Raw genomic sequence first — 14,699 nt, forward strand, 5'->3', positions numbered from 1 at the left:
TTCCAACCCTCCGGATCCCGAGTGCATCGATGAAGCGGCTTCAGTTCATGCTCACGCGCCTGGCGCAGGGCATCGTGGCGATCCTGGCCATTGCCACGGTCAATTTCCTGCTGGTGCACGCAGCGCCGGGCGACCCCGCCTCGGTAATGGCCGGCGAAGCCGGCAACGCCGATCCCCAATTCGTCGCCCAGCTCAGGCATCACTTCGGCCTGGATCTGCCCCTGGGCACGCAACTGGTCATCTACCTCAAGCACATCGTCCATCTCGACCTGGGCTATTCCTACCGCCAGCAGCTGCCGGTGGTGAACCTGATCATGCAGCGGCTGCCCGCCACGCTGCTCCTGACCGGCAGCGCCTTCATCCTGTCGCTGATTTTCGGCGTCGCGCTGGGCGCCTGGTCCAGCCGCAAGGTCGGCACCTGGGTCGACAGCGCCATCAGCGTGGTGGGCCTGGTGTTCTATGCCACGCCGCTGTATTGGCTGGCGATGATGGCCGTGCTGCTGTTTTCGATCAAATTGAACTGGCTGCCGGGCTTCGGCTATTTCACGGTGGGCGCCAACCTTTCCGGCCTGGCACGGGCCTGGGACATCCTCCAGCATCTGGTGCTGCCTTCGCTCACGCTGGCGCTCTTTTACATGGCCGTCTATGCCCGCATGACGCGCGCCTCGATGCAGGAAGTGGCGCAGATGGACTTCGTCAAAACGGCGCGCGCCAAGGGCCTGCGCCCGCTGCGCATCGAACGCGCGCACATCCTGCGCAATGCCTTGCTGCCCGTGGTCACGCTGGCGGGCATCCAGGCCGGCGGCATGATAGGCGGGGCGGTCCTGACCGAGACCGTGTTCGCCTGGCCCGGCATAGGCCGGCTGATGTTCGATGCGCTGCTCGAGCGCGATTACACCGTGCTGCTGGGCTGCTTTCTGGTGGCCTCGGCCATGGCCGTGATCCTGAATCTCGTCACCGACCTTCTCTACACGCTCGTGGACCCGCGCATCGAACTGTCGTAGCGCCCGCGCCAACCGCAATCCAGGATCCGTCATGAAACAGACTAGCTTTTGGCGGCGATTCCGCCGCAACCGGGGGGCGACGCTGGGACTGGCCTTTCTCGTTCTGATCGCGCTGGTGGCCGTTTTCGGCCCCTTGCTCACCGCCGACAATCCCTGGGACATGGTCTCCTCGCCATTCATACCGCCCATGGGAGAGCCGCACCTGTATATGGGCACCGACGTGATGGGACGCGATGTGTTCGCCGGCGTGGTCTACGGCGCCCGCATTTCGCTGCTGATCGGCGTCGTCTCCACCGCGGTCTCGCTACTGATCGGCGTAAGCCTGGGCGCGATCGCGGGCTATTTCGGCAACGGGATCGATGCGTTTCTGATGCGCTTTACCGAGCTCTTTCAGGCTGTGCCCAGCTTTGCGCTGGCCATCGTGCTGGTGGCCATCTTCCAGCCAACCATCTACTCCATCATCGCGTCCATCGCGGTGGTCTCTTGGCCGCCGGTGGCACGCCTGGTGCGCGGCGAGTTCCTCACGCTGCGCCAACGCGATTTCGTCTCGGCCGCGCTGCTGGCCGGCGAATCGACCCCGCGAGTCATCCTCACGCAGATCCTGCCCAACGCGCTGTCGCCCATCGTGGTGATGGCCTCGCTCATGATCGCCACCGCCATCCTGCTGGAATCCTCGCTCAGCTTCATGGGCCTGGGCGACCCCAATCTGATGAGTTGGGGCTACATGATAGGCGCGGCCCGCACCGTGCTGCGCGAAGCCTGGTGGATGGCGGCCTTTCCGGGCCTGGCCATCGTGCTTACCGTGCTGGCGCTGAACCTGGTGGGCGAGGGACTGAACGACGGGCTCAATACCCGCGCCGGAGGACGTGGACGATGAATACGCGCGCTATCGACCGGCCCATGCAGGACCAGACGGCCGGGCAGGCCCCCGTGCTCGATGTCCGAGGCCTGAGCATCAAACTGCCCGACGGCGGCGACCGGCCGCTGGCCGTGGACTCGGTCAGCTTCGGCCTGCATCCGGGCAGCACGTTGTGCATCGTGGGCGAATCGGGCTCCGGCAAGTCCATGATCGCCAACGCCGTGATGGGACTGCTGCCCCGGCCGGCCGTGGCGCCCGTGGCCGGCGAGATCCTGTTCGACGGGCAGGATCTGCTCCGGTTCGATGAGGAAGCCATGCGCGCACTGCGCGGGCGCCGCATCGGCATGATCTTCCAGGAACCCATGACCGCGCTCAATCCGGTCATGCGCATCGGCGCCCAATTGGCCGAAGTATTCGACGCGCACCTGGCGCTGCCGGCCGCCGAGAAGCGCCGGCGCATCGTCCAGGCCCTGGTCGATGTGGGCCTGCCCGATCCGCGGCAGTTGATCGACAGCTATCCGTTTCGGCTCTCGGGCGGGCAGCGCCAGCGCGTGATGATCGCCTGTGCCCTGCTGCTGGAGCCGCGCCTGCTGATCGCCGACGAGCCCACCACCGCGCTGGACGTGACCACCCAGGCTCAGATCCTCAAGCTGATCCGCGACCTGCAGCGTCGCCACGGCACAGCCGTGCTGTTCATCACCCACGATTTTGGCGTGGTGTCCGAGATCGCCGATCAGGTGCTGGTGATGCAAATGGGCAGCAAGGTCGAGGCCGGGCCGGCCGCGCAAGTATTGCGCCAGCCGCGGCATGCCTATACCCGCAGGCTGCTGGCCGCCATTCCTTCGGACGACCTGCGCCAGCCGCCCGCGCAGCGCGAATCCCACCGCGCTCTGCAGGTACAGGCCCTGAACAAAACCTATACCTCCGGCGGCGGATTGTTCCGCAAGGGCCGCCGGGTGCTCGCGGCCGACAACGTCGACATCGACCTGCGCCGCGGCGAGACGCTGGGCTTGGTGGGCGAGTCGGGCTCGGGCAAATCGACGGTCGGCCGCTGCCTCGTCGGCCTCACGCCCTACGACAACGGCCGCATCCTGTTCCAGGGACAGTCCATGCTCCCGGGTCCGCGCTTTCGCGCCATGGCGCGCGGCAAGATCCAGATGGTGTTCCAGGATCCTTACGCTTCGCTCAACCCGCGCCATCGCATCGGCGCCGCCATCGCGGCCGGACCGATCGCGCAGGGCATGGCACCGCAGGAGGCGCGCGCCCGTGCGCTGCGCCTGCTCGTGCAGGTCGGCCTGGGCGCGGAGGCGGCCGAGCGGTATCCGCACGAATTCTCCGGCGGCCAGCGCCAGCGCATCGGCATCGCCCGCGCCCTGGCGATGGAACCGGAACTGCTGGTGGCCGACGAGCCTGTGTCGGCGCTGGACGTCTCGGTGCAGGCCCAGGTGCTCGAGCTGTTCGCCCAGGTGCGCGAGGAGTTCAAGCTGTCCATGGTGTTCATCACGCATGACTTGCGCGTGGCCGGACAGATGTGCGATCACATCGCGGTCATGCAGCGCGGCCGCGTGGTCGAATACGGCCCGACAGCCCAGGTACTGGGCGATCCGCGGCACGCCTACACCCGATCCCTGATCGACGCCATTCCCAGGCTGACGCACCAAGACGTTCGCGACGTCCGCGAGGAGGCCGGCCATGCCTGAACCCCTCACCATCGCGCTGATCAGCAGCCAGTTCAGGACCGACTACCTGCTGGAGGCCTTCCGCGCCGAGTTTCCCGGCGCCCGGCTGGTCTTGGGCGGTCTTGGCCGGGCCGAGGCAGACCTGGCCGCGCTCGACGATATCGACATCGCGGTGTGCTGGATGCCGCAGCACGGACTCCTGCAGCGCATGCCCAATCTCAGAATGGTGCAATCGCTGGGGGCCGGCGTCGATCACATCACATCCGACCCCGATCTGCCCGACGCGCCCCTGTGCCGCATCGTCGACCCGGAAATGGCCAGCGGCATGGCGGCCTATGTCTGCTGGGCCGTGACGCAACGCCAATGCAATATCCCCGGCTATCTGGACAACCAGCGGCGCGGCGTCTGGCACGAGCAAGCCATCGTCCAGGCCAGCCGGCACCGCGTGGGCATCGCCGGCCTGGGCACGCTGGGCCTGCATTGCGCGCGTGCACTGGCGGCCATAGGCTACGCCGTGTCGGGCTGGAGCCGCACGCCCAAAACGCACTTGCCCGAAGGCGTGCGGTCCTGGCATGGCGACGACCAGCTCGAGGGTTTTCTCGCGCAGTGCGACACCCTGGTCTGCCTGCTGCCGCTTACCGAGCAAACGCGCGGCATCCTCGACGCCCGGCTGTTCGGCAGGCTGCCGCGCGGCGCCCATCTGATCAACGCCGGGCGAGGCGTGCACTTGGTCGAGTCCGACCTGCTGCAGGCGCTGGACAGCGGTCAACTAGGGGCGGCTACACTCGACACCTTCGCCACCGAACCCCTGCCGGCGGACCATCCTTTCTGGACGCATCCGCGCATCACAGTGACGCCTCACATCGCCACGCGCACCTCGGCGGCGACCATAGCGCGGCAGACCCGCCTGAACCACGAAGCCCTGCTGGTCGGCCGCCCCCCTACCGGCGCGGTGGACCGCGGGCGGGGATATTGAACATGGACCACCCCGACAACGACGACCTCTTCAGTTCGATCCAGTCGCCCGACCTGGTAGCCATCGCCGAAGCGCGCATCCAGGCCGCCATACTCAACGGCCAGATCGCGCCCGGCGAACGCATCGTCGAGGCCGAGCTGGCGCGCCGCATGGGCATCAGCCGCGCGCCGGTGCGCGAGGCGGCCCGCCGGCTGGAGAGCGCCGGCTTGCTGACCGCACGGCCACGCCACGGCTTTTTCGTCAGGACGCTGACCGGACAGGAGGCCGACGACCTTTACCAGGTGCGCATAGACCTGGAACTGCTGGGTGCCCGACTGGCCTGCGCGCAGGCCAGCGATGCGCAGCTCGCGCGGCTTGCGCTCCTGGTCGACCACATGGTCGAGCAAAGCTCGCGGCTGAGCCGCGCCGAGCGTGTCGCGCTGGACCTGGGCTTTCATGCCTACATCGCGGAAATCTCCGGCAACCGCTACCTGCAGCGCCTCTTCGGCAATATGCAGACGGAGGTACGGATGTTCCTGTCACTGAACGAACCCAGCTACGAAGATCCGCATTTCGTCGCCGAATCCCACCGCCCCATCGTGCAGGCCTTCGCCCGGCGCGACGCCGAGGCGGCGCAGGCCGCGCTGCGTTTTCATCTGGAGGCCGCGCACGACCAGACGCGCGCGCGCGTCGACGAGGCCGGCCGCATCGCCCCCGAATCCGCCTGAGTCGATACGGACACGCCGAGGTTCATCATGAAAGTCGTCTACAGCGATAAGCACCGGGGGCACGACCCCCAGAATTTCATCGTCCGCGGCCGCATGAAGCGCAGCAACGAGCAGCCCGAACGCGCCCTGCTGCTGCTCGATGCCGCGCGCGCGCAAGGCCACGACATCGTCGCGGCCCGGGACTTCGGCGCCGCGCCGCGCGCCGCCATCCATACGCCGGAATACCTGCATTTCCTGGAGACCGTCTGGGAGAACTGGCAACAGCTCGATGATGCATCCGAGGAGGTCATGCCCAATGTGCATCCCTTTCCCGGCCAGCCTTTCACCTACCCGGACAGCCTGGTGGGCCGCGCCGGGTATCACATGGGCGACATGGCCTGCGCGATCGGCCGGCACACCTGGGAAGCCGCGGTATGGTCCGCACACACGGCCACCCATGCGGCCGACCTGGCGCTCGGCGGCGAACGCGCCGTCTACGCCCTGTGCCGTCCGCCGGGCCACCACGCCTACGCCGACCGCGCCAACGGCTTTACCTATCTGAACAACGCCGCGATCGCCGCGCAGTACCTGCGGCGCGCACACGACCGCGTCGCCATCCTCGACGTGGACGTACACCACGGCAACGGCACGCAAGGCATTTTCTGGCGCCGCAGCGACGTGTTGACGGTATCGCTGCACGGCGACCCGCATTTCTGCACGCCGTTCTTCACCGGACACGGGCACGAACGCGGCGAAGGCGAAGGCCTGGGCTACAACATCAACTACCCGCTGGCGCGCGGCACCGGCGACGATGCCTATATGCAGGTCCTGGAGCAGGCCTGCGGGCGCGTGCGCGACTACCACCCCGGCGCGCTGGTCGTCGCGCTGGGACTGGACGCGCACGAACGCGATCCCTACCGCGCCCTTGCCGTAAGCACCGAGGGCTTCGCGCGGATCGGCGCGGCCATCGCCCGGCTCGGCCTGCCGACGGTGCTGGTGCAGGAAGGCGGCTATCTCTGCGACGACCTGCCGCGCAATCTGGCGAGCGCGCTGCAGGGCTACAGCCAGGCCGCGTAATGCCATGGAATCGGCGCAGACCATGACCGGCCCCGCAACCGCTTTCGATGCGCTGCCCGAGGCGGCCGTGCTGAGCGCGCCGCCGGCGCCCGTCGATGCCGGCCAGGCGGCCGCCCTGCTGCGCTCGCTCTACGGCCTGCAAGGCAGCCTCCAGGCATTGAGCGGGGACCGCGATGCCAACTTCCTGGTCACGCCCGCGTCGGCCGCGGCGCAGCGCTGGGTATTGAAAATTTCGCATCCGGTCGAGGCCGCGCAGGTTGCCGACCTGCAGACCCAGGCGCTGCTGCACCTGCGGCGCCATGCGCCCGACCTGCCGGTGCAGCGCCTGCATCCCACCCTGGCCGGCGGCCACTCGGCGCTGCCGCGGATCGGCGGCGCGCCGCGCGTGGTGCGGCTCTTGAGCTATCTAGAGGGCCTGCCCATGCCCAAGGCGCCGCGCTCGCCGCGCCAGGCGGCCGCCATCGCGCAGGTCCTGGCCAGACTGGACATGGCGCTGGCGGGCCTGCCGACGCACGCGGCAAGCGCGCACCGGCTACCCTGGGACATCCAGCATACCGAGGGCGTACGCAGCCTCACCGACCTGCTGGGCACGGCCCAGCGCCAGGCCCTGGCCGGGCACGCGCTTGACCGCTTCGCCCATTGCGTCAAACCCAGGCTGCCCGCTCTGCGGCGCCAGGCCATCCATAACGATTTCAATCCCTTCAACCTGCTGGTCGATCCGGACGAACCCGACACGGTCCGCGGCATCCTGGATTTCGGCGATATGGTGCAAGGACCCACCATACAGGACGTCGCGGTCGCGGCCTCCTATCACATCGATGCCGAAGGCGACACGCTGCAGGCCATCGCAGCCTTTGCCGCGGCCTATCACGCGGTCCATCCGCTGCGTCCCGAAGAGCTGGACCTGCTGCTCGACCTGATACGCGCGCGTCTGGCCATGATCGTCTGCGTAGGAGGCTGGCGCGCCGCGCGCGATCCCTCCAACGCCGAATACGTACTGCGCAACAACGCGGTGTCCTGGACCAGATTGGCCGCCTGCCGCGACATCGACCAGACCTGGGCCCGCGACGCGCTGCGCGCGGCCTGCCCCTGCGCCAACAACGTTTTGGACCGCCCTCGCGCGCCATGAGCCACACGCCATCCGACGCCGAACTTCTCGAACGCCGCGCGCGCCTGCTGGGTCCGGCCTACCGCCTGTTCTACGAGCGCCCGCTGCACCTGGTGCGCGGCGAAGGCGTCTGGCTATACGATGCCGGCGGACGCCGCTACCTGGACGCCTACAACAACGTGGCCTGCGTCGGCCACGCGCATCCGCGCATCGCCCAGGCCATCGCCCGGCAGGCAGGCGTCCTCAACACGCACACGCGCTATCTGCACGCGGGCGTGCTCGATTATGCCGAGCGCCTGCTGGCGACCATGCCCTGCGGCCTGGAACACGCCATGTTCACCTGCACAGGCAGCGAAGCCAACGACCTGGCGCTGCGCATCGCACGCATCCACACCCAGGCGCAGGGCGTCATCATCACGGACCACGCCTATCACGGCGTGACGGCCGCGCTGGCCGAGGCATCCCCTTCGCTGGGCGCCTACGTCAAGCTGGGCCACGCGGTGCGCAAGGTACCGGCTCCGCGCGCGCGCGGACTGAACGCGCAGCAGGCCGGCGCCGCTTTCGTCGAGGGCGTACGCGCGGCCATCGCCGATCTGCAGGCCGGCGGCCTGGGCGTGGCCGCGCTACTCGTGGACACCATCTTCTCCAGCGACGGCATCTACACCCACCCCGCGGGCTTCCTGGACCAGGCCGTCGCCGCGGTCCAGGCAGCGGGCGGGGTATATATCGCCGACGAAGTGCAGCCCGGTTTCGGCCGCACCGGCGAAGCCTTCTGGGGCTGCCTGCGCCATGGCGCAGCGCCGGACATCGTCACGCTGGGCAAGCCCATGGGCAACGGCCATCCGGTCGCCGGACTGGCGGTGCGCCCCGAAGTGCTTGCGGCATTCGCGCGTGAATGCCGGTATTTCAACACCTTCGGCGGCAATCCGGTGTCGATGGCCGCCGCCGCCGCGGTGCTGGACGTGCTGCAGGAGGAAAAGCTGCAGGCCAACGCGCTTGCGACGGGCGCTTATCTGCGCGAACGACTGGCCGCCCTGCAGCAGCGGCACCCCTGTATCGCGCAGGTGCGCGGCGCCGGCTTGTTCATCGGCCTGGAGCTCGCCGCTCCGGGCGAGCAGGCTGCCTCGGCCACGCAGTTTGCCGCGACGCTGGTCAACCGGCTGCGCGACGAGGAAGGCATACTGCTGAGCGCCACCGGGCCGCGCGCCGACACGCTGAAAATACGCCCGCCCTTGGTATTCGCGCCCGAGCACGCGGATTTTCTGACCGAGGGCATCGACCGCGCACTCGCGGCGTTGGGGCAATAGGGAAACCGGGCTACGGCATGCCAGCTCCGCCCGCCCGGCGCAGCGGAGCACAGGCCGCGGATAAAATGGCCCGGTCCTTTTCTCACCCAAGCAGCCCGTGTCCGATCCCTCTTGCGCCCTTCCCGTGATCTGCCTGGCGGGTCCGACCGCCGCCGGCAAGAGCGCGGCCTGCCTTGCGCTGGCGCAGCGCTGGCCGCTGGAGATCATCAACGTCGACTCGGCCACCATCTACCGCGGCATGGATGTCGGTACCGCAAAACCCAATGCGCAGGAGCGCGCTCTGGTGCCCCAGCACCTGCTCGACATCCGCGACCCGGCAGAATCCTATTCCGCCGCCCAGTTCCGCGAAGACGCCCTGCGCCTGATCGAGGAGATACGCGCCCGCGCGCGCGTGCCGCTGTTGGCCGGCGGAACGATGCTCTATTACAAGGTGCTGCGCGATGGCCTGGACGATCTGCCTCAGGCCGACCCGGCTTTGCGCGCAGAGCTCGAAGCGCACGCCGGCGAACAGGGCTGGCCCGCGCTGCATGCGCAACTGGCCCAACGCGATCCCGCTACCGCCGCACGCCTGTCGCCCAACGACAGCCAACGCATCCAGCGCGCGCTGGAAATCTGCATCCTGAGCGGCAAACCCATGTCGGAGCTGCTGAGCGGCATAGGCAGGAACGAGGATGCCGGGCGCTATATCACCGTCAGCCTCGAACCCGCCGATCGCCTGGCCCTGCACGCCCGCATCGCCCAGCGCTTCGATGCCATGCTGGCGGCGGGTTTTCTCGACGAAGTCCGAGCCTTGCGCGCGCGCGGCGATCTGCATCCCGGCCTGCCGTCGATCCGCTGCGTGGGCTACCGCCAGCTATGGACGCATCTGGACGGCGAAACCACGCTGGACCAAGCCCGTGAACAAGGCATCGCCGCGACCCGGCAATTGGCCAAGCGCCAGATCACCTGGCTGCGCGCGCAGCCGGATCGCATGCATATCGACTGCATGGCTGGAGATGCGGTGGATCAGGTCGTTGATACCGTGGCCGAGTTGCTGCGGAGATGATTTCAGCGCGCGCCAGGCGTGTCGCCGTTGACGAGCCGTCGGATGAAAACACGCGGAACTTGGCACAATGGCGGGAAGACAATAGACTGAGTTCGGCGCAGGCGGCCCAAGCCCTGAGCATGATGCCGCGCTCGCTGAGTGCACAAAAACAAAGAGCCCGTCCGATTCGTTGGACAGGCTCTTTGTTTTGGACAAACCGCGTTAAATCGATTTCGCGCCGGAACCCAGCGCCTTCGCGATTTTCTGATCGGTCTTGTACTGGCTCAGCGCGTACACGGACCCTATCGCCGCGGGGATCCAGCCGATGAGGCTGACTTGCAGAATCAGACGCATGGTTTGAATCCCCTTTCTTGAAATGAGAGATGCCTTGCGCGCGGCCTAGCCACGAACAAACCTTACACCACGATGGTCTGCGCCATACCCTCGGCCTGCGGGACGATCTCGCCCAAGGCATAAACCGTCTCGCCCTGCTCGCGCAGCGTCGCGGCGACCGCGTCCGCCTGCGCCGCCGGCACCACAAGCACCATGCCGATGCCGCAGTTGAACACCCGGTGCATTTCGCCGTCGGCCACCCCGCCCTGCTGCTGCAGCCACTGGAACAATAGCGGCATCTGCCAGGCATCGCGATGCAGCCTGGCCGCCAGCCCTGGCTGCAGAATGCGGGGCACGTTGTCGAGCAGGCCGCCGCCCGTAATGTGCGCCAGGCCCTTGATCGCGGCGCCATGCCTGGCCAGCGCGGCCAGTACCTGCTTGACGTAGATGCGCGTGGGCGCCATCACCACGTCGACCAGCTTCTGGCCGTGGAAATCCTGCTCGGGCTTCGCGCCCGCGCGCTCCAGGATCTTGCGCACCAGGGAATAGCCGTTGGAATGCGCACCGCTGGAAGCCAGGCCCAGCACGACGTCGCCGGCCTGGATGGACTTGCCATCGATGATGGCCGGCTTGTCGACCGCACCCACCGCGAAGCCGGCCAGATCGTATTCGCCGTCCGGATACATGCCGGGCATCTCGGCCGTTTCGCCTCCGATCAAGGCGCAACCGGCCAGTTCGCAGCCGCGCGCGATGCCGCCCACCACTGCGGCGGCCGTGTCCACGGACAGCTTGCCGCAGGCAAAATAATCGAGAAAGAAGAGGGGTTCGGCGCCCTGCACCAGGATGTCGTTGACGCTCATGGCCACCAGGTCGATGCCCACCGTGTCGTGGCGGTTCCACTCGAAAGCCAGGCGCAGCTTGGTGCCTACGCCGTCGGTGCCCGACACGAGCACCGGCTCGCTGAACTTCTTGGGCACTTCGAACAGGGCGCCGAAACCGCCGATGCCGGCCAGCACGCCCTCGCGCATCGTGCGCGCGGCCAGCGGCTTGATGCGATCGACCAGCGCGTCGCCCGCATCGATGTCGACCCCGGCATCGCGGTAGGTCAGGGGGGCGGAAGTGGAATTGGTCATGAGAAAAACCGTGGCCTATGTAACAATTGAAGGATTTGGGCAGCAGACCGGGATTTTACGATGCCCAGCCGCATTACTGGAAACGCCGCCCGATCCCTGCTGTCCTCTTTGAACACCGCATTCCCGCAAATGAGCCGTCAACTCCTGTTAGACGTCCTACCCGCCCCGGCCCCGACCCTGGGCAACTATATCGCCGGCCCCAATGGCGAGGCCCTGGCCGCCGCGCGCGGCCTGGCTGCGGGACAGACCCTTTATCTCTGGGGTCCGGCGGGCTGCGGCCGTAGCCACCTGCTGCGCGGCCTGGCCGACCGACCCGGCGGCGCCTATCTGCGGGCGGACCAGGACGCCCAGGATTTCCTCGCCCTGGCCCAGGCCGACCCGCAGGCCGACCTGCCCGTGCTGGTTGCCGTGGACGATGTGCACCGCATGGACCCGACCCGACAGGCAGCCCTCTTCGCCTTGTACAATCGTTGGCGCGAATCCACGGCTGCCGGCCGGGCCTTCGCCCTGGCTGTCGCGGGAGACCGCGCGCCCCTGTCCATGCCGCTGCGCGAGGATCTGCGCACCCGGCTGGGATGGGGGCTGGTATTCCGGCTCGATCCGCTGTCGGACGCAGACAAGCTGGCGGCCCTGTCGGCCCAGGCGTCCGAACGCGGCCTGCAGTTGGCGCCCGAAGTGCTCAGCTGGATGCTGACGCACTACGAGCGAGACATCCGCAGGCTGAGCGCCCTGCTCGACGCGCTGGACCGTTATTCCCTGGCGCAGCGGCGCGCCATCACCTTGCCGCTGCTGCGCGCCATGCTTGCAGACCCTGAAACCCACACACCATGACCGCTGCCCGACGCCTCGCCTTATTCGACCTGGACCACACGCTGCTGCCCCTGGATAGCGACTACCAGTGGGCCGAATTCATGGCGCGCACAGGCAGGATAGGCGACCCCGAGGCGGCCCTGCGCCGCAACGACGAGCTGATGGCGCAATACAACCGCGGCGAACTCACGGCCGAGCAGGCAGCCCAATTCATGCTGGGCATCCTGGCGGCCCACGCGCCCCACGAACTGGCGCTGTGGCACGAACAATACATGCGCGAAGTGATCCGTCCGGCCATCCAGACCAGGGCCATCGACCTGGTGCGCGAACACCTGGAAGCCGGCGACCTGTGCGCGGTCGTTACGGCCACCAACACCTTTGTCACCGCGCCCATCGCGCGCGCCTTCGGCATACCCCATCTGATCGGCACCGAACCCGAATATGCGAATGGCCGCTACACTGGCCGCATCGCCGGCACGCCCAGCTTCAAGGAGGGCAAGGTGACGCGCGTCAAGCAATGGCTGGCCGACATGGGCATGTCCATGTCGGATTTCAGCACCTCGTTCTTCTACAGCGATTCCACCAACGACGTGCCCCTGCTGGAGCAAGTCACCCGGCCCATCGCCGCCAACCCCAGCCCCTCTCTGCGCGCCATCGCGCAGAAGCAAGGCTGGCAAGTGCTCGACCTGTTCGACCACGTCCAGGACGCCAAGTCGTAATGACGACCCCCACGCTCGCTGCCCCCCAAAGGAGCTTCAGCCTCCTTCGGGCGGCCGAGCGGAGACTGAAATGATCACTTCCACCATCAAGAAATTCGTCGGCCGCCTCTTCACCCCGTCCGCCAGCGCCGGCCCGCAGCGCATCGACCGCGATCAGCACGGCATAGACCGGCGCAATGTATCGCGCCATGCCGTGAAAGTCTGCGAAGTGCTGCGACAGCAAGGCTACGAGGCCTATGTCGTGGGCGGCGCGGTGCGCGACCTGATCCTGGGCTTGGAACCCAAGGACTTCGACGTGGCGACCAACGCCACGCCCGAGCAAGTACGCGCCCTGTTCCGCCGGGCCCGCATCATCGGTCGGCGCTTCCAGCTGGTGCATGTGGTCTTCGGCCAGGAAATCATCGAGACCTCGACCTACCGCGCTCCGGCCAACGGCGAGCAGAAGACCGATGAGCACGGCCGCATCCTCAGCGACAACGTGTTCGGCACGCAGGAGCAGGACGCGGCGCGGCGCGACTTAACCATCAATGCGCTCTACTACGATCCCCACACCGAGCAAGTCGTGGACTACCACAATGGCGTGCAGGACCTGAAGAAACGCCAGATCCGCATGATCGGCAATCCGGAACAGCGCTATCGCGAAGACCCGGTGCGCATGCTGCGCGCGGTGCGCTTTGCCGCCAAGCTCAACGGAACGATAGAACCGGGCTCGCGCAAACCCATCAGCGCCCTGGCCGAGCTGATCGAAAACGTACCGGCTTCGCGCCTGTTCGACGAAATGCTCAAGCTGCTGACCTGCGGCCACGCCATCGACTGCCTCAAGCAGCTGCGCGAAGCGGGCTTGCACCACGGCATGCTGCCCCTGTTGGACATCGTGCTGGAGCAGCCGGGCGGGCGCCGCTTCATCGAGGAAGCGCTGGAGCGTACCGATGCGCGTGTGCGGTCGGGCCGCGGCATCAGCCCCAGCTTCCTGTTTGCCGCGCTGCTGTGGCCGCAGGTGGACGCGCGCTGGAAGCAGATCATGGCGCAGGGCGGGCACACCATTCCGGCCTTGAGCGAAGCGGCCGACTCGGTGCTCGACGAGCAGACCGAAAAGCTCGCCATCCAGCGCCGCTTCTCTTCCGACATGCGCGAAATCTGGTTCATGCAGCCGCGCTTCGAGCGCCGCCAGGGCAAGACCACCCACCGCATGATCGAGCAGCCGCGCTTTCGCGCCGCCTGCGACTTCCTGCAGCTGCGCGCCGCGGCCGGCGAATTCGACAGCGTGCTGGCGCAATGGTGGATGGACCTGGCCAACGCCAACGACGAAACCCGCGCCGAGATGATCGAGGAAACCACGCGCCTGCCGCGCGAGGCGGCCAGCGAGGCGCCGGTGCGCAAGCGCCGCCGCCGTCCGCGCCGCAAGCCGGCGGTGGATGGGCAAGCCGGCGGCGACGCCGCGCCCGAATCCTTGGGCTGACACACACCTGCCATGCCTGCCGCGGCGCCCCCTGCAAGCATTCGGGCCTACATCGGCCTGGGTTCGAATCTGGGAGACAGCGGCGCGACGCTACGCGCCGCCCTGCAAGAGATTAGCGCCCTGCCCGACGTGCAAGCCTGCACGGCCTCGCCCTTTTACCGCAGCGCGCCGGTCGATGCGTCGGGGCCCGATTTCGTCAATGCCGTGGCGTCGCTTGATACGACGCTGGCCCCCCTGCAACTGCTCGATAGGCTGCAGGCAATAGAGCAGAAGCACGGCCGCAAGCGCCCTTACCGCAATGCGCCGCGCACCCTGGACCTGGACTTGCTGCTATACGGCGAAGTGTCGATGAGCACGCAGCGTCTGATCCTGCCGCACCCGCGCATGCATGAACGCGCCTTCGTGCTGCGGCCTTTGCGGGATCTGGCGCCGTCGGCTGCGCTGCCGCGAGGATCGCTGGACGCGCTGATCGCGGGCATCGCGGATCAAGCAATCGAACGCCTGCCCGCGGGATTTGCCTAGGCG

At 67.7% G+C, this 14,699-nt stretch carries 14 protein-coding genes and 1 pseudogene; 13 read left to right on the forward strand and 2 right to left on the reverse strand.

The features are described 5' to 3' along the window. Nucleotides 1–29: 29 nt before the first annotated feature. The 9 genes from H143_RS0102530 to miaA all read left to right on the forward strand — a co-directional run bounded on the left by H143_RS0102530 (nt 30) and on the right by miaA (nt 9,741). On the forward strand, nt 30–1,004 hold the full coding sequence (locus H143_RS0102530; protein WP_019936651.1) for an ABC transporter permease: 975 nt from the start codon (nt 30–32) through the stop codon (nt 1,002–1,004). Between the two features lie 31 nt (nt 1,005–1,035). After that, nucleotides 1,036–1,881, forward strand: coding sequence for an ABC transporter permease (locus H143_RS0102535; protein WP_019936652.1), 846 nt, complete (start codon nt 1,036–1,038; stop codon nt 1,879–1,881). After that, on the forward strand, nt 1,878–3,563 hold the full coding sequence (locus H143_RS0102540) for an ABC transporter ATP-binding protein (protein ID WP_019936653.1): 1,686 nt from the start codon (nt 1,878–1,880) through the stop codon (nt 3,561–3,563). Before H143_RS0102535 ends, H143_RS0102540 begins: the two co-directional genes overlap by 4 nt. Then, the gene (locus H143_RS0102545; protein ID WP_019936654.1) at nt 3,556–4,518 is read left to right on the forward strand and encodes a glyoxylate/hydroxypyruvate reductase A; all 963 of its coding nucleotides are present in this window, start codon (nt 3,556–3,558) and stop codon (nt 4,516–4,518) included. The genes H143_RS0102540 and H143_RS0102545 overlap by 8 nt, the downstream gene beginning before the upstream one ends. A gap of 2 nt (nt 4,519–4,520) precedes the next feature. Then, on the forward strand, nt 4,521–5,225 hold the full coding sequence (locus H143_RS0102550) for a GntR family transcriptional regulator (protein ID WP_019936655.1): 705 nt from the start codon (nt 4,521–4,523) through the stop codon (nt 5,223–5,225). A 27-nt stretch (nt 5,226–5,252) separates the two neighbouring features. Beyond that, a complete protein-coding gene (locus H143_RS0102555; protein ID WP_019936656.1) occupies nt 5,253–6,281 on the forward strand; it encodes a histone deacetylase family protein in 1,029 nt (342 codons plus the stop codon). Nucleotides 6,282–6,303: 22 nt separating this feature from the next. Further along, the gene (locus H143_RS0102560; protein WP_033365886.1) at nt 6,304–7,410 is read left to right on the forward strand and encodes a phosphotransferase; all 1,107 of its coding nucleotides are present in this window, start codon (nt 6,304–6,306) and stop codon (nt 7,408–7,410) included. Next, nucleotides 7,407–8,696 carry an aspartate aminotransferase family protein gene (locus tag H143_RS0102565; protein ID WP_019936658.1) on the forward strand — a complete coding sequence of 430 codons (1,290 nt, stop codon included), beginning with the start codon at nt 7,407–7,409 and terminating at the stop codon, nt 8,694–8,696. The genes H143_RS0102560 and H143_RS0102565 overlap by 4 nt, the downstream gene beginning before the upstream one ends. Nucleotides 8,697–8,793: 97 nt before the next feature. After that, on the forward strand, nt 8,794–9,741 hold the full coding sequence (gene miaA / locus H143_RS0102570; protein ID WP_033365338.1) for a tRNA (adenosine(37)-N6)-dimethylallyltransferase MiaA: 948 nt from the start codon (nt 8,794–8,796) through the stop codon (nt 9,739–9,741). Between the two features lie 201 nt (nt 9,742–9,942). Here the strand turns inward: miaA and H143_RS23100 are convergent. Next, nucleotides 9,943–10,068, reverse strand: a pseudogene (locus tag H143_RS23100) (YqaE/Pmp3 family membrane protein); the annotation flags it as partial. Nucleotides 10,069–10,136: 68 nt separating this feature from the next. Continuing rightward, the gene (gene purM, locus H143_RS0102580) at nt 10,137–11,186 is read right to left on the reverse strand and encodes a phosphoribosylformylglycinamidine cyclo-ligase (RefSeq protein WP_019936661.1); all 1,050 of its coding nucleotides are present in this window, start codon (nt 11,184–11,186) and stop codon (nt 10,137–10,139) included. A gap of 129 nt (nt 11,187–11,315) precedes the next feature. Between purM and hda the strand changes: the two genes are divergently transcribed. The 4 genes from hda (at nt 11,316) to H143_RS0102600 (ending at nt 14,696) form a co-directional block, all read left to right on the forward strand. Then, nucleotides 11,316–12,017 (forward strand): DnaA regulatory inactivator Hda, encoded by a 702-nt coding sequence (gene hda / locus H143_RS0102585; protein WP_019936662.1) that lies wholly within the window; start codon nt 11,316–11,318, stop codon nt 12,015–12,017. Next, the gene (locus H143_RS0102590; protein WP_019936663.1) at nt 12,014–12,715 is read left to right on the forward strand and encodes an HAD family phosphatase; all 702 of its coding nucleotides are present in this window, start codon (nt 12,014–12,016) and stop codon (nt 12,713–12,715) included. The genes hda and H143_RS0102590 overlap by 4 nt, the downstream gene beginning before the upstream one ends. A gap of 70 nt (nt 12,716–12,785) precedes the next feature. After that, nucleotides 12,786–14,174, forward strand: a complete 1,389-nt coding sequence (gene pcnB / locus H143_RS0102595; RefSeq protein WP_019936664.1) for a polynucleotide adenylyltransferase PcnB — start codon at nt 12,786–12,788, stop codon at nt 14,172–14,174. Nucleotides 14,175–14,186: 12 nt separating this feature from the next. Continuing rightward, nucleotides 14,187–14,696, forward strand: coding sequence for a 2-amino-4-hydroxy-6-hydroxymethyldihydropteridine diphosphokinase (locus tag H143_RS0102600; protein ID WP_019936665.1), 510 nt, complete (start codon nt 14,187–14,189; stop codon nt 14,694–14,696). The last annotated feature ends 3 nt before the right edge of the window (nt 14,697–14,699 follow it).

The sequence above is a fragment of the Bordetella sp. FB-8 genome, from assembly GCF_000382185.1.
GTDB lineage: Bacteria > Pseudomonadota > Gammaproteobacteria > Burkholderiales > Burkholderiaceae_B > Bordetella.

What these genes read in the sequence shown, in the direction of transcription:
- H143_RS0102550 (WP_019936655.1), top strand. Translation starts at nt 4,521, where the DNA reads ATGGACCACCCCGACAACGACGACCTCTTCAGTTCGATCCAGTCGCCC.
- H143_RS0102560 (WP_033365886.1), top strand. Translation starts at nt 6,304, where the DNA reads ATGACCGGCCCCGCAACCGCTTTCGATGCGCTGCCCGAGGCGGCCGTG.
- purM (WP_019936661.1), bottom strand. Translation starts at nt 11,186, where the DNA reads ATGACCAATTCCACTTCCGCCCCCCTGACCTACCGCGATGCCGGGGTC.
- H143_RS0102555 (WP_019936656.1), top strand. Translation starts at nt 5,253, where the DNA reads ATGAAAGTCGTCTACAGCGATAAGCACCGGGGGCACGACCCCCAGAAT.
- H143_RS0102590 (WP_019936663.1), top strand. Translation starts at nt 12,014, where the DNA reads ATGACCGCTGCCCGACGCCTCGCCTTATTCGACCTGGACCACACGCTG.
- H143_RS0102540 (WP_019936653.1), top strand. Translation starts at nt 1,878, where the DNA reads ATGAATACGCGCGCTATCGACCGGCCCATGCAGGACCAGACGGCCGGG.
- H143_RS0102535 (WP_019936652.1), top strand. Translation starts at nt 1,036, where the DNA reads ATGAAACAGACTAGCTTTTGGCGGCGATTCCGCCGCAACCGGGGGGCG.
- H143_RS0102600 (WP_019936665.1), top strand. Translation starts at nt 14,187, where the DNA reads ATGCCTGCCGCGGCGCCCCCTGCAAGCATTCGGGCCTACATCGGCCTG.
- H143_RS0102530 (WP_019936651.1), top strand. Translation starts at nt 30, where the DNA reads ATGAAGCGGCTTCAGTTCATGCTCACGCGCCTGGCGCAGGGCATCGTG.
- hda (WP_019936662.1), top strand. Translation starts at nt 11,316, where the DNA reads ATGAGCCGTCAACTCCTGTTAGACGTCCTACCCGCCCCGGCCCCGACC.
- pcnB (WP_019936664.1), top strand. Translation starts at nt 12,786, where the DNA reads ATGATCACTTCCACCATCAAGAAATTCGTCGGCCGCCTCTTCACCCCG.
- H143_RS0102565 (WP_019936658.1), top strand. Translation starts at nt 7,407, where the DNA reads ATGAGCCACACGCCATCCGACGCCGAACTTCTCGAACGCCGCGCGCGC.
- H143_RS0102545 (WP_019936654.1), top strand. Translation starts at nt 3,556, where the DNA reads ATGCCTGAACCCCTCACCATCGCGCTGATCAGCAGCCAGTTCAGGACC.